Origin of the sequence: Ruegeria sp. Ofav3-42 (assembly GCF_022347725.1) — a bacterium.
Taxonomy (GTDB): Bacteria; Pseudomonadota; Alphaproteobacteria; order Rhodobacterales; family Rhodobacteraceae; genus Ruegeria.
The window spans coordinates 51,260-64,236 of record NZ_JAKRGB010000009.1 but is presented as its reverse complement, the minus strand read 5'-3'; the positions used below and the strand labels follow the sequence as shown (position 1 = coordinate 64,236).

Annotated in this window: 11 protein-coding genes; 1 reads left to right on the top strand and 10 read right to left on the bottom strand. The window is 58.7% G+C overall.

The window, feature by feature from the left end; all coding sequences use genetic code 11:
• Positions 1-5: 5 nt before the first annotated feature.
• Genes MHN28_RS14210 through MHN28_RS14190 form a run of 5 tightly spaced genes read right to left on the bottom strand, consistent with a single transcriptional unit; the run spans position 6 to position 5,943 of the window.
• Positions 6-1,502, bottom strand: a complete 1,497-nt coding sequence (locus MHN28_RS14210) for an AMP-binding protein (RefSeq protein WP_239342262.1) — start codon at positions 1,500-1,502, stop codon at positions 6-8.
• Positions 1,499-2,920, bottom strand: coding sequence for an aldehyde dehydrogenase family protein (locus MHN28_RS14205; RefSeq protein ID WP_239342241.1), 1,422 nt, complete (start codon positions 2,918-2,920; stop codon positions 1,499-1,501). Before MHN28_RS14205 ends, MHN28_RS14210 begins: the two co-directional genes overlap by 4 nt.
• Positions 2,921-2,975: 55 nt before the next feature.
• On the bottom strand, positions 2,976-3,935 hold the full coding sequence (locus MHN28_RS14200) for a tripartite tricarboxylate transporter substrate binding protein (protein WP_239342239.1): 960 nt from the start codon (positions 3,933-3,935) through the stop codon (positions 2,976-2,978).
• A gap of 44 nt (positions 3,936-3,979) precedes the next feature.
• Complete coding sequence (locus MHN28_RS14195; protein ID WP_239342237.1) at positions 3,980-4,435, bottom strand: tripartite tricarboxylate transporter TctB family protein; 456 nt, start codon at positions 4,433-4,435, stop codon at positions 3,980-3,982.
• The gene (locus MHN28_RS14190) at positions 4,432-5,943 is read right to left on the bottom strand and encodes a tripartite tricarboxylate transporter permease (RefSeq protein ID WP_239342225.1); all 1,512 of its coding nucleotides are present in this window, start codon (positions 5,941-5,943) and stop codon (positions 4,432-4,434) included. Before MHN28_RS14190 ends, MHN28_RS14195 begins: the two co-directional genes overlap by 4 nt.
• A 113-nt stretch (positions 5,944-6,056) precedes the next feature.
• Here MHN28_RS14190 and MHN28_RS14185 point away from each other — a divergent pair, with 113 nt between their 5' ends.
• A complete protein-coding gene (locus tag MHN28_RS14185) occupies positions 6,057-7,088 on the top strand; it encodes a LacI family DNA-binding transcriptional regulator (RefSeq protein WP_239342223.1) in 1,032 nt (343 codons plus the stop codon).
• Between the two features lie 62 nt (positions 7,089-7,150).
• Here MHN28_RS14185 and MHN28_RS14180 read toward each other — a convergent pair whose 3' ends face one another.
• From MHN28_RS14180 to MHN28_RS14160, 5 genes are read right to left on the bottom strand one after another with little or no spacing between them, the layout of a single operon-like run.
• The gene (locus tag MHN28_RS14180) at positions 7,151-8,161 is read right to left on the bottom strand and encodes an Ldh family oxidoreductase (protein ID WP_239342206.1); all 1,011 of its coding nucleotides are present in this window, start codon (positions 8,159-8,161) and stop codon (positions 7,151-7,153) included.
• Positions 8,162-8,171: 10 nt separating this feature from the next.
• Positions 8,172-8,801, bottom strand: coding sequence for a DUF3726 domain-containing protein (locus tag MHN28_RS14175; protein ID WP_239342203.1), 630 nt, complete (start codon positions 8,799-8,801; stop codon positions 8,172-8,174).
• Positions 8,798-10,483 carry a hypothetical protein gene (locus tag MHN28_RS14170; protein ID WP_239342200.1) on the bottom strand — a complete coding sequence of 562 codons (1,686 nt, stop codon included), beginning with the start codon at positions 10,481-10,483 and terminating at the stop codon, positions 8,798-8,800. The genes MHN28_RS14175 and MHN28_RS14170 overlap by 4 nt, the downstream gene beginning before the upstream one ends.
• The gene (locus MHN28_RS14165; RefSeq protein WP_239343064.1) at positions 10,480-11,457 is read right to left on the bottom strand and encodes a membrane dipeptidase; all 978 of its coding nucleotides are present in this window, start codon (positions 11,455-11,457) and stop codon (positions 10,480-10,482) included. Before MHN28_RS14165 ends, MHN28_RS14170 begins: the two co-directional genes overlap by 4 nt.
• Positions 11,457-12,920 (bottom strand): aldehyde dehydrogenase family protein, encoded by a 1,464-nt coding sequence (locus tag MHN28_RS14160; protein WP_239342197.1) that lies wholly within the window; start codon positions 12,918-12,920, stop codon positions 11,457-11,459. Before MHN28_RS14160 ends, MHN28_RS14165 begins: the two co-directional genes overlap by 1 nt.
• Between the last annotated feature and the right edge of the window lie 57 nt (positions 12,921-12,977).

Below are 12,977 nucleotides of genomic sequence, written 5' to 3'. Positions count from 1 at the left end.
GACGCTTAGCTTTGCCCGTCGACGATCTCGAGTATTCGGTTCCGTTGGATTTTTCCCGATGGTCCTTTCGGCAAATCCAGCAAAATGTGAACCTCGTCCGGGGATTTGAACCGGCCGAGTTTTGTCTCACAAATCTCCAACAGGGCGAGGGGGGTCAGGTCAGAACCTTCGCGAATTTTGACAGCCGCCTCGACGGTTTCGCCGTAGCTTTTGCAGGGCCGTGCGAATGCTGCGGCCTCGACGACGTCGGGATGGGAATAAAGGGCTTCGTCAATCTCACGCGGGGCGATGTTCTCTCCGCCCTTTATGATCAGCTCTTTTAATCTGCCAGTGACATAGACGTATCCATCCTCGTCCATGCGCGCCAGATCTCCGGTTCGAAGCCAACCATCCTTAGAAAACGTGCCCGCCGTCGCATCGGGGTCTTTGAGGTATTCCAGCATTACATTCGGGCCACGTATGACCAGCTCGCCTTCAGTTCCATGCACGACGGGTTGAAGGTTTGCATCAAAGATTGCCGCTTCATTTCCGTAGGCAATACCAGGCGATCCGATCTTTCGCACGCCGGGGGGCAAGGGGTTGGACAGAATCTGCGCAGCGGTTTCCGTTAGCCCCATGGTTTCGATGATTGGTACTTCGAACCGCTCTTCAAAGGCGCGCTGAACATCAGGTGCAAGCGCGGACGAGGCGGACCGGCCGAACCGCAACCGCTGGCAGGTGTTGGCGCTTGGATTGGTGTCCGAGTGTAATAGGTGCGAAATGATGGTAGGCACGACCGAAAACCACGTCGCCTCAGTCTTCTCAAGATTGCCCCAGAAGCGGCTGGCCGAAAATCGTTCGCACATCGCCAGAGAACCGCCCGAAACCAGTGTTCCCATCACCGTGACGCAAAGCCCGTTGATGTGGTAGATCGGCAAAACGCAAAATCCGCGGTCCTTTTCTGTAAGCTCATGGGCAACGGTTGTGGTCCATCCTCCTGCCAGCAGGCTGGAATGCGTGTGGACCACGCCCTTGGGGCGTCCGGTCGTGCCGGACGTGTACATGAGCAAAGCGTGGTCTTCGGGCGCAAGGTCACAAAGTTCGGCGACGGCACCTCGGGCATCGGTAATCTGTAGTGGAGTTATCGCCTCGGGATCGGCCGTCCGTGTAAACAAATCCAGCTGGTCGGGGTGCACAAAACCATAACGTGCACCACTGTGCTCCAGGGCGTAAGTTACCGCACTGTCGCCAGCGACAAGGTTGATCATGGTTGCCCGGAAGCCGCCGTACAGAACCCCAAACAGAGCGATAAGCGCTTCGCGGCAATTTGGGTAGAGCAGGGCGATGCTTTCCCCTTTCCCGACACCCAGTCCAGTCAACATGCTTGCGACGCTGCGGGCGGAGCTGCGCAGTTCCTCCCAACTCAGATCCTGCGCCCCATCGGGGAAAACGAATCCGGTGCCGCCCTGATCGGCCCTTATGTCTAACCAATCGCGGACGGTTCCTTTGGGCGGTTCGATCATTGGCCGACCTCCCTCCAATACGCGCCGAAAACGTCTTTGAGTTCGGGCTCATGCGGTGGGATTTCACGCACGATCTTGGTCGTCTGCACGAAGTGCCGCCAGTGCAGGTTGGTGTCGATCGAATTGCCGCCCCAACTGCCGCACCCCATCGAAAGCGAAAAGGGCATTCCGTTGTTGAAGCTGCCGCCAGTGGCAAATGTATGTGCCTGGTTAACGACTACCCGGCAGGTGGGCAACTCGCGGCCCAACTCAACGGCGCGCGCATCGTCAGCTGTATGAATGCCGACCGAGTGTCCAGCCCCTTGATAAGCCAGTATGCGCGATGCGATAGATTTGGCGTCCTCGTAATTGGACGCCCGATACAGCGCCAGAACTCTGCTGAGCTTTTCCCCCGACAAGGGATGATCCGGGCCGATCCCGTCGGTCTCGACCGCCAGAAACTTCGTTCCTTCGGGGACTTTGCATGCCATCCCCAAGGCGTCGAGCATCTTGTCGGCATCCTGCGCGATGGCCGAGCGGTTGAGATGCCCATCCGGCCAAAGTCGCGCGACGATACCCGCTTCATCCGAAGCCGGAACCAGTGCGCCACCTTCGGCTGCCATTGCTGTGACAAAGTCATCATAGACCGCATCTACAACGACGACTGCGTTTTCGGATGAGCACGAGGTTGCGTTATCAAAGCATTTCGAGGCCGTGATCTTGCCAGCGGCAGCAGCCAGATCGGCGGTTTCATCCACGATAACGGTGACGTTGCCGGCACCAACCGCAACGGCAGGCGTGCCGCAGGATTGCGCGCGGTGAACGTTATTCTGACTGCCGGTGCAGATCACCCGGTCAGAAGTTTCCATCAGCCGCTGTGTTTTAGCCTTCGAGCCGGGGGCGGGGATCATCTGGACCAGATCCCGATCCAGCCCCAACTTGTCGAATTCAGCGTGTATGAAACTCAGCAGCATCTGGCAGGATGCCACACCCTTGGGCGAGGGAGCGACAACGATTGCGTTGCCACCTTTCAGGGCGTTGATGATGTTGTTTGCCGGCGTCGCGGCGGGATTGGTAGACGGCACCACTGCGCCAATCACACCGATAGGGCGGGCGATTTCAGTGATGCCGGTCTGCGGATCGTCGCTAATGACGCCGAAGGTCTTTGCGTCTGCAATGTCGCGCAGCAGACCCAGCGTCTTGCGGTGGTTCTTGGTGATCTTGTCGGGGACGTTGCCAAGCCCGGTGGTTTCTACCGCCAGTTCCGCCAGTGCCTTGTTACGCGCAGGTTCCATGATTGCCCAACCTGCCGCCAGCGCCGCCTTGTCATAAAGCGCCTGACTGCCTGCAGCCTCATAGGCGGCCTGTGCCTTGCGGGCACGCGCCACGATCCGGTCCACTTCGGCGATCTCGGGGGCTATGTCATTCGGAGCGTTCATGTTCATCCTCAATGTGTTACCCGGGGCAGACCTGATCCGCCCCGGTCGGGGTCATTCAGAGGCCAGCAAGCAGTTCGTTCAGCGTCTGTTGGCGTTGCGCCCACATCTCAATCACTTCGTCACGCGTCATGATGTGCATGGGCGAGCCGCCCGCTTCCATCTTCTTGGTAACGCGGGAGTTGGCGAACATCTCGGGCACGGTCGCGGCCAGCTTTTCGATCACCTCGGGCGGTGTTCCCTTGGGCACCATCACGCCGCGGAAATTGACCGACGAATTATCCACGTCCAGCCCCTGTTCCTTCATCGTCGGAACATCCGGCAGGAACGCGTTGCGCTCCAGATCAGCAACGCCCAAAATTTTCACATTGCCCGCCTCTTGCGCGCGGAAGGCGTCGGACAAGTTGTTGATGCCGCCCATGACTTCACCGGCGATCACGGCCTTCATAGCCGCTGCTCCGCCACCCTTTGTCGGGATGTAGGCCATCTTGGTTCCGGCTGCCTTGTCGATCTGCAGGGCCGCGATATGGTGGCCGACGAACAGACCCGCGCCAGAAACTGTCAGCTTGCCGGGGTTTTCCTTGGCATAGGCAACTACATCTTCCATCGAGTTAAACTCGCTGTCGGCACCAACGACGAACACGGCCGGGTCTGCGCCCCAGTTTGCGATGGGTTCAAAGCTGTCGGTTGAATACTCGACGCCACCCTTGATCGACTGAGCAATGAAATGCGGCACGTTGTATGCGGCCAGAGTATACCCGTCCGGGTCAGCCTGCGTGGCGAACCAGTTCCAGCCAACGCGGCCACCCGCGCCAGGCTTGTTGATAATGGCGATGGGCATTCCCAGCGCATCCTCGTTTCCGGAGGTCATGGTGACGATACGCGCCTGAAAGTCGGTCGCTCCACCAGCCCCATAGCTGACCATCATCATGATTGGGCGTTCGGGGTATTCCTCGGCCAATGCGGCACCTGTCAGGCCCGTCAGAGCCATTGCTGCCCCTGCAATCAATCGTTTCATTTTGCGTTTCCTCCCTGAATTGGTTCACCCACGCGGCTGCGCGGTCAGAACAGAATTTCTCTTGGTGTGTAGACGTTCAGAAGCATGGCAAAGAGCCCATACATCACCGCCACAAAGACGCCCGTGATGATCCCGCGTTTGATCCAGGATTTAGCCTCAGAGTGTGGCGCGGGGTCGTAGATCGACAGCAGGATGAAAAAGGCGATGGTTGTAGCAGTATAGAAACCCAGCGTTTTCGCTGCCCAGAACACATAGATCAGTGTAATAGCCAGACCCGGCAGCATGTTGACAAACATTGTGCGCGTCACACCGTTGCCGACTTTGGACATACCCATGACCGCTTTGCCAAAGGTCCATCCGGCCAGAACCACAAAGACGGTCGCGATCAGACGTGGGAACAGGAATGCCTCGGCCGGTTGCTGGGTATAGCTGACCCATGCCACCCAAAGCCCGACAGCAAAAACCAGACCTGACCCGAATACGTGTTGAGAGCGGTTCATGCCTGCGCCTCCTCTTTGGTGGTGTAACGGCGGCTGCGCAGTTCCATCCAGACCGAGTAGGCGATCGAAGCCAGCACCACGGCGATCAGGAACAGGTTCAATCCACCTGTCAGGAAGTACGAAGCCTTGCCGTCGGTCGCGTCAGCGATCATCCCGCCCTGAATAAAGTTGGCCTCGGCGATGGGTCCAAGGATCAGGCCCAATACCAACGGTGCAGCCGAAAAGCCGAAGCGTTCCAGAAAGAACATGCCGATGCCGAGACATGCCATGACATAGACATCGCCCATCGAGCCTTGAACTGAGTAAGCACCGAAGACGGACAGCGCCAGAACGATGGCTGCCATGACAGACTGCGGAACTTGGGCGACACGTGCCGCGAGACCAGCGACGTAAAGGCCGAAGATGCACATCAGAACCTGCCCGATCAGCATCGAGTTGATGAAGGTCCAGGCGACATCGGGGTGATTGTCGAACAGATCCGAACCCGGGAAAATTCCGTGGATCAGCAATCCACCCAACAGCACGGCAGCGGTCGGGCTGCCGGGGATCGACAGGGTCAGCAGTGGTACAAGCGAGGGGCCGACCATGGCATTGTTGGCAGATTCCGCAGCGATAACGCCCTCGGAATGGCCGGTGCCGAACTTGTCTTTCTCGGCCGAGAACTTTTTGGTCTGATCATAAGCGACGAGGCCCGCGATCTGCCCACCGACACCCGGGATCAAACCGATGATTGAACCTGTCAGCGTCCCGATACTCAGCGCGCGGGTGCGGCTGAACAGTTCTTTGAAGGCTGCTGTAATCGAATGGCGCTGCACTTCGATCACCTCGGCACCGGTATTGTGGCGGCCCTTGGCGAACATCGTCAGAACCTGAGGGATCGCGAACAGGCCGATCAGTGCGGCAATGATATTGATGCCGCCACCCAATGCGGGGTGAAAGATGAAGCGCTGTGCACCCATGATGTCGTCGAATCCGATGGTGGCCAGCCACAAACCGATACAGCCCGAAAGCAACCCCTTGACGACCGAGGCGGAATCAAGCGTGCCGATGACCGTCACGCCGAGAATGGCCAGCCAGAACAGGTGCGACGGTCCGAACGCCAGCGCCCACTTCGCCAGAACCGGGGTCAGGAAGATCAGCAACAGCACGCCGAATATACCTCCGACGGCTGAGGCCAGAAAGGACAGCTGCAATGCTCGGGCGCCCTGACCCTGCTTGGCCATCGTGTGACCGTCCAGAGTGGTGGCGATATTGGCCGGAGCACCGGGGATCTTCAGCAGAATGGCGCTGACAGCGCCACCGGCAACGGTCGAGGTGTAGGCGGCCCCCAGCAGGATCAGCCCCTGCGCGGCTTCAAGCTGGAACGTGAACGGGATCAGTAGGGCAACCGCCATGGTTGGGGACAAGCCCGGCGTTGCGCCCAAGATCAAGCCGCCAACCGTGCCGCCCAAGAGCAACAGAAACGACAGTGGCGTGAACACTTCTCCGAAGTAATAAATGAATTCCATTCAGGGCCTCCCAACCCGTCGGTTCGCACTTTTACTTTTGTTGACAAAATAGGTTAGGCGATGAAAATAGTATTGCAAATGTTTTCATAAATTCGACCGGGAGGGGGAAATTTATGGCTATTTTTCAAAAAGGTAAGGTGGATATTGTGGCCGTTGCAAAGGCCGCAAAAGTATCACCGTCAACTGTTTCACGCACTTTCAATCACCCCGATCTGGTCAGCCCCGCGACTCGGAAGAAGATCAACAAGGCGGTGCAGCGATTGGGGTACATCCGCAACCGTGCCGCCCAAACGATGCATGGAAAACGGTCGGGAACCATCGGTCTGGTTGTGCCCACCATCAATCACGCCATTTTCGCCGAAGTTATTCAGGCCTTTTCGGATTCAATCGACAAGGCCGGGTTCAGTCTCTTGCTGGCGTCACACGGTTATGATTTGGATCGCGAATACGCGATGGTCCGAAAGTTTCTGGAACATCGCGTGGACGGGGTGGCGCTGGTTGGGTTGGAGCATTCAGAAGCCACGACAAGGTTGATCAAACAGCAAAAAATACCAGCGCTGGCAATCTGGAACTATTCGCAGGACTCCGTCCTCCCCTGTGTTGGTGCAGACAACCGGTTGGCGGGGCGTCTGGCAACCGAACATCTTCTGGCGATGGGACACCGTGACATCGGGCTGATCTTTCCCGAAACCCATGGCAATGATCGGGCTCAGCACAGGCTTTCAGCGGTGCATAACGCGTTGGACAAACAGGGCATATCGGTTCCGGATGACCATGAAACCCAAGCGCCCTACAGTGTCTCTCAGGCCAAGCAAGCAGCTTTGATCTTGTTGACGACTCAATCGCGCCCAACGGCCTTGCTGTGCGGCAATGACGTTATCGCGCAGGGGGCCTTGTTCGCAGCCCAAAAGCTTGGTTTGCGCGTTCCTGAAGACCTGTCAATTATCGGTATTGGGGATTTCAAAGGCTCGGCAGATGTTGAACCGGGTCTGACGACGATTCGTATCCCGGCTGAAAAAATCGGAACTTTAGCTGGTGAGAGGTTTACCGACTACATCACGTCGGACAGCCCGGAACATTTCAGACTTTGTTGCGAGTTGGAATGCGTCGTCAGGCAAACGACGAACTTGGTCGCGGCCTCTTAGGTGCCTGGGGACCCGTTCGGCACCGCCAATGCGTCAGCGATGCCGGTGTGCAAAGGAACGCGTCAGTTCAGGATCGCCTCGATCTTGTCCAACGTCGCAGCATTCACGGCGACGCCTTCGGTGCCCGCCTGAATACGTTTGCCAAGGCGACCGTCCCCGGGAAGATGCGCGCCGTTTTGCGCGCGGATCGCCTCGACCAGTTCGCTGATCCCTGCTGCAAAAGCGTCGCCGGAGGTCACTGTCGGGTCAATTGCGATAAAGAACTGTCCGGTCTTTGGTGGCCCACCAGCAGTGCCCGAGAACGGTGATGCATTCAGGCCAAGGGTCGCTCCGGTGAGGGCCGCGGCCATGATCTCGGTCAGCAAGGCAACGCCGACGCCCTTGTATCCGCCTGACGGTGCCATTGACCCCTTGAGGCCAACGTTGGGATCGGTGGTTGGGTTTCCGTCCGCGTCCAGCGCCCAGCCAACCGGGATCGCCTTCCCCTCGCGCGCATGTTTCATGACTTCGCTTTTAGCAATTGTGCTGGCGCTTTGGTCGATAAGCAGGGCGGGTTGACCGTCTGCGCCGGGGGCTGCGATTGAAAACGGGTTGGTGCCGACCACGGGCTTTGCACCGCCCGACGGGGCGATTGAGGCCGGTGCATTTGTGAAACCCAGCCCAACCAATCCAGCCTGCGCCAGCCTGTACGTGTGATAGCCGAGAACGCCGCAGTTATAGCTGTTGCGAATGGACAGTGCAGCGATACCCTGTTCCCGTGCCGCCGGGATGAGGGCTTCGAAACCCATATCGATGGCGGTATGGGCGAAGCCAGTTGCTGCATCCACAGTGATAACACCAGGGCGCGGGCGCGACAGTTCAGGTTGGGCTGATCCGTCGACTTTCCCGCATTGAACATGTTCGCAATAGATCGGGATATAGGCCAGACCGTGGCTGGCCACGCCATCCGCTTCGGTGGCCGCTGTTGCGATGGCCAGCGGGCGGGCATTGGCCTGGGACGTGCCCGCAGCGACAAGGGCGCGGAATGCGAGGTCTTCGATCTGATCAAGGGTCAGTGTGCGGGTTTCAATCATGGGAATCTCTTCAATCGTTGTCTGACAGGCCCGCTCCGGCCCCGCGCAGGCGGGATTCTTCGGTAGCGGGGGCGTAGGTGTTTTGGGCAAACCGGTTCAACGTGGACCAATCGGTCGGACTGGGTTCAGCTCTGGTGTGATGGGGTACGGCATTGGCAAGCCGACCTCCAAGATGCACAGATACGTGCTTTGCCTGGTCAGGGATCGGACCGTTTAAGGTCAGATCGAGACCATCAGTCTCGGCAATGATCCCGTCGCATTCGATAGTCACGCGGGTATCGAGAAGACGCGCAGCATTGGCGGCAAACGGAAGCAGCAGAACGGGAACCGCGACATTGCTCATCGTGATCGCGGACGAATTCACTCGGATTGCACAATCGGAAAGCAATGCGCCGGTAACCAGTGGGCACAGCAGTTCATCACTGTGCCAATCTCCGCTCAGATCCGTCGGAGCGCGTTGCTTGGGCGCGTCGGCCATTACCATCTGCAACAGCCGAGCCAATGCGCCGGTTCCGTTTTGCCCCCGGGCGCACAACCAGCGTGTTGCTTTTGCCGCCTCTTCTGCCAGCCCCCAGCTATAGCCAGCGCCGCGGGTTGCGCGTTTTGCGGTGGCCTCGACCTCGTTCAGGGAGATATTCATTCTTCCAGCTCCGGGTATACCCACAAGTCAGCGGTCTCTGTGGTCAGATCCTCGGGATAGGGCGCGCCGGAATACATGCAGATTCGCACCCACCGGTCCGAGCGTGGATCGAAATGCGTGGCACCAAAAAAGGACAGTTTGGCCCGTAGCATATCGATAGGCATGACACTGGAACTGATTGTGTTGTCATGAATCTCACCATACGGGGCGATGCGACCGATCTGCGCGCGGCGGATTGTATGGCGGTGTTCGGGGTGGTGCAGCAAAAACTCGGCGATGGGCGCTTCGTCCCGCCAGTTAGACAGTTCCGCGAAAGCCGCCGCCGCATCGCGCGCGGGGGCCAAAGGTTGTTCGAAGTCGGAAATCGGTTCCTCGAACCGCTCACCCAATCGTGGCTCCAGTTTTTCCTCGGACACGTACCAGGCACGGGCACAGTTCGCCTCGTCAGACCAGTCCAGGCTCAAAGCCCAATCAAAGCGATCCCGGATCAGAGCGCGGGTTTGCGCGACGGTCATGGCCCCGTCGATGATCTGTGCTTGGGCATTTCCATCGGCCATGCACTCCGTCAGGCCGTCCACCAGATCTCCATAGGGTTCCAGAACAAGCGACGCGAGCAGTTCCTGCCCCTCTTCGCTGAGCGTTGTTTCCGACCACTGGATCAGCCGTTCCCACGGGTGGTATCGGGTAAGATCGTCCTGGTCCAGATAGTCGGAAATCGCAGAAAGATCGGCATTCAACGCCGAGAGCTTCTCAATCTGGATCGGATGTTCAGACCGCCACCACGACATCGACAGTTTGCAGCGCTCAAATATGTCCCGAAACTGCTGTGCTTCACTGTCTGACGCGGTTGGCAGGGATCGCACCTGCGCAAGCGCTTCTTCCCGCACCATGATCCAATTGTTGAACAAAACCGGGTGGTTCACAATGAAAGGGGCCATGCCCAGACCCGTGGAGTTGCCGATGCCCAGCCATTGGCCGATCTCCGGGGCCAGTTCGGCCGTCTGATCGCCACCTTTGACACGGGCCATGTGCTGAACCAGGTCGCGGACGAAGGTGCGGGTCAGATAGACCGATAGCATTTCCGTCTGAAAAGGCGCCTGCAGTTCTGGTCGATTTGCTGTCTTCTCGCGGTCGGCAGCGCCGAACTTGCCCGATCCGTACACGGCGGTCGTGCGCATCAGGTAGCCGACCTTGTAGATTTGCTCGAGGTCGGGTTGCTGCCCTGCGGCCAGCCTGTCGACCACATGTGCCCACAACCGAACGGACCGGTTTGCACGAGACAGCGACAGTTCGTTTTCGCTGACGCGACCGGCCTCTTGCAGTGGCACGTTTTCCGACAGGCGTTGAATGTCCTGTTCGGTTGGGATGCCGTCGAACAGGGCGAATGTGGCATCCCACGCCTCGGCAATCACCCGATCCGATCGTTGCTCGGGGGGCAGGTCATGGGCGAACGCAACCAAGGAGTAGGCGTGATCAGGTGCCTGTGCTGTATAAACCGCGTGACCAACGCCGTTTTCATCAATGTCAAATACGGGGCGGATGAAGTTCCAGTTCTCGCGGGCCATGCGCCGTGTCAGTTGCCGCATGAAACTGAGCCTGCACTGGTGCAGGGATCCCAGTCGCGACAATCTCATGACCTGCGCGGGGTCGCGGCGCGGGATATGAGCGCTGGTTTGTTTCATCGCGATTGCGGCCCGAAGTTTTCAGCAAAGAAACGATACCAGTTCCCGCCCATGATACCCGAGATTTCGTCAGCGTTCATGCCAATGCCGCGCAGCCCAGCTTCGATATTGCCAAAGTCGCGATTGTCCCGGAACCATTCCGGCATTGGTGGAAAACCGGGATTGCTGGCCGAGCCTTCACCATAGTCGATCTCTTTGGTCCAGCGACCGACGCGCATCCATTCGACGATGCTGTCGGGTTGGTCCTGACACAGGTCAGTGCCGATCCCCAGATGTTGTGCGCCGTATTTGTCGGCGGTACGGGCGATCATCTCACAAAAGCTCTCGAGCGTGCAGTCGGATTTGTCCTTCAGGTGATGAGGGTAGACCGAAAAGCCCAACATCCCACCGTTTTCAGTCACGGCCCGGATCACCGCGTCGCGTTTGTTCCGCAGAGCTGGTGACCACTCATGAGGGTTGGCGTGCGTGATAGCGATGGGGCGTTCGGACAACTCGGCGGCTTCGATGGTCGAGCGATCTGCCGAATGGCTCATGTCGACCACCAATCCAACACGGTTCATCTCTTTGATCACTTGCTTGCCCATGCGGGTGATGCCGGTGTCCTCGGCCTCGTAACAGCCAGTCGCCAGCAGCGATTGGTTGTTATAGGTCAGCTGCATGAACCGGGCGCCCAGATCGTGCAGGATTTCCACCAGCCCGATATCGTCTTCGATGGGCGAGGGGTTCTGGAACCCGAAAAACACAGCTGTCCGCCCGGATTCGCGCGCGATTTCGATATCGCGCGCCCAGCGGCCCTTCATGATCAGGTCGGGGTACTGTTCGAACCAGCGGTTCCACTTTTCAAAGTTCAGAACCGTTTCACGAAAATTCTCGTGGTACGAGATGGTGACATGGATCGCGTCCACGCCCCCTTCTCGCAGTTGGCGGAAGATTTTCTCCGACCAGTTGGCGTATTGCAGCCCGTCGATCCGCATCACACCGGTGTCCCTGCGCTGATATAAGCCGTTTTGACGGTCGTGTAGAACTCTGCTGCCGCCTTGCCCTGTTCACGCGGGCCGTACGAGCTGTCACCGCGTCCGCCGAAGGGGACGTGATAGTCGGTGCCCGCAGTCGGCAGGTTGACGGTGACAACGCCAGTACGTGCATTGCGGCGGAAATGGGTCGCGCGGGCGAGGCTTTGCGTGACGATGCCCGAGGTCAGGCCGAAATTGGTATCGTTCACGACGCTCAGCGCTTCTTCATAGCTGCCAACCTTGATGACGCTGGTGAGCGGGGCGAACATTTCTTCTCGGTTGATCCGCATGTCATTGGTCGTGTTCAGGAATACGCCCGGAGACATGTAAAACCCGTCATGCGGCATCTCGAGACGCTGACCACCACAGGTCAGTTCCGCGCCTTCGGATTTGCCCAGATCGACATAGGCGAGGTTTTCCTGCAGCTGCTGTTGGCTGACGACCGGGCCCATCTGAACGCCTTCTTCCAGTGCGTGGCCAACTTTCATGGCCTGTGCACCTGCCACAAGCTTTTCGACAAAAGCATCATGCACGCCGGCATGCACAACTAGGCGTGACGAAGCGGTGCACTTCTGCCCGGTGCCACCAAACGCGCCGCCCAGTGCCAGTGTCACGGCCAGATCCAGATCGGCGTCGTCCATCACAGCAAGCGCGTTCTTGGACCCCATCTCCATCTGTACTTTGGTCAGGTTCTGGATTGCAGCCGCCGCGATGCCCTTGCCTACCGGAACGGAACCGGTGAAGGAAATCGCATTGACCTTGGGGCTTTCCACTAGACGTTGGCCAATCGACCGACCCGAGCCCATCACGAGGCTGAACAGACCTTTGGGAATGTCCTGACGCTCGATGATTTCGGTTAGGGCCACGGCAGAGGCCGGCGTGATGTTGGCGGGCTTCCAAACAACCGCGTTGCCATAGCACAGCGCCGGAGCGATCTTCCACGAGGCAGTCGCGGTCGGGAAGTTCCACGGGCTGATGATGGCCACCACACCCACGGCTTCGCGGCGCACGTCGATTTCCACGCCGGGGCGCACGCTGTCCGCGTTTTCACCGATCTGTCGCAGGCACTCGGCAGCATAGTAGGTGAAGAACTGACCGGCGCGATAAACCTCGCCTTTGCCCTCGGCCAGCGGCTTGCCTTCTTCGCGGGACAGCAACGTTCCCAGCTCTTCGGCGCGCGACATCAACTCATTGCCGATGTTCATCAGGACAGCCTGTTTGCGCTCGGGCAAGTAGGCTTCCCACTCCGCCTGCGCAACGCGGGCCTGATCCAGCGTTGCTTCGAGTTGGTCGGCGCTGGCCTGGGCGAACATGCCGACCAGATCGCTCAGGTCCGAAGGGTTGCGGTTTTCAATCTCGGATTCACCCGCCAGCCATTCGCCGGCGATCAGGTTCAGTTTGGTCACGATGCGCCTCAGAGTCATAAAATAGGTCTGGCGCAGGATGGCTTTATTTGTTGATATCAGTCAAACTCAAATAAA

Excerpts from the sequence above, each read along its gene's own strand:
- MHN28_RS14195 (WP_239342237.1), bottom strand. The coding sequence starts at position 4,435 with ATGAACCGCTCTCAACACGTATTCGGGTCAGGTCTGGTTTTTGCTGTC.
- MHN28_RS14190 (WP_239342225.1), bottom strand. The coding sequence starts at position 5,943 with ATGGAATTCATTTATTACTTCGGAGAAGTGTTCACGCCACTGTCGTTT.
- MHN28_RS14205 (WP_239342241.1), bottom strand. The coding sequence starts at position 2,920 with ATGAACGCTCCGAATGACATAGCCCCCGAGATCGCCGAAGTGGACCGG.
- MHN28_RS14185 (WP_239342223.1), top strand. The coding sequence starts at position 6,057 with ATGGCTATTTTTCAAAAAGGTAAGGTGGATATTGTGGCCGTTGCAAAG.
- MHN28_RS14200 (WP_239342239.1), bottom strand. The coding sequence starts at position 3,935 with ATGAAACGATTGATTGCAGGGGCAGCAATGGCTCTGACGGGCCTGACA.
- MHN28_RS14165 (WP_239343064.1), bottom strand. The coding sequence starts at position 11,457 with ATGCGGATCGACGGGCTGCAATACGCCAACTGGTCGGAGAAAATCTTC.
- MHN28_RS14160 (WP_239342197.1), bottom strand. The coding sequence starts at position 12,920 with ATGACTCTGAGGCGCATCGTGACCAAACTGAACCTGATCGCCGGCGAA.
- MHN28_RS14170 (WP_239342200.1), bottom strand. The coding sequence starts at position 10,483 with ATGAAACAAACCAGCGCTCATATCCCGCGCCGCGACCCCGCGCAGGTC.
- MHN28_RS14210 (WP_239342262.1), bottom strand. The coding sequence starts at position 1,502 with ATGATCGAACCGCCCAAAGGAACCGTCCGCGATTGGTTAGACATAAGG.
- MHN28_RS14175 (WP_239342203.1), bottom strand. The coding sequence starts at position 8,801 with ATGAATATCTCCCTGAACGAGGTCGAGGCCACCGCAAAACGCGCAACC.
- MHN28_RS14180 (WP_239342206.1), bottom strand. The coding sequence starts at position 8,161 with ATGATTGAAACCCGCACACTGACCCTTGATCAGATCGAAGACCTCGCA.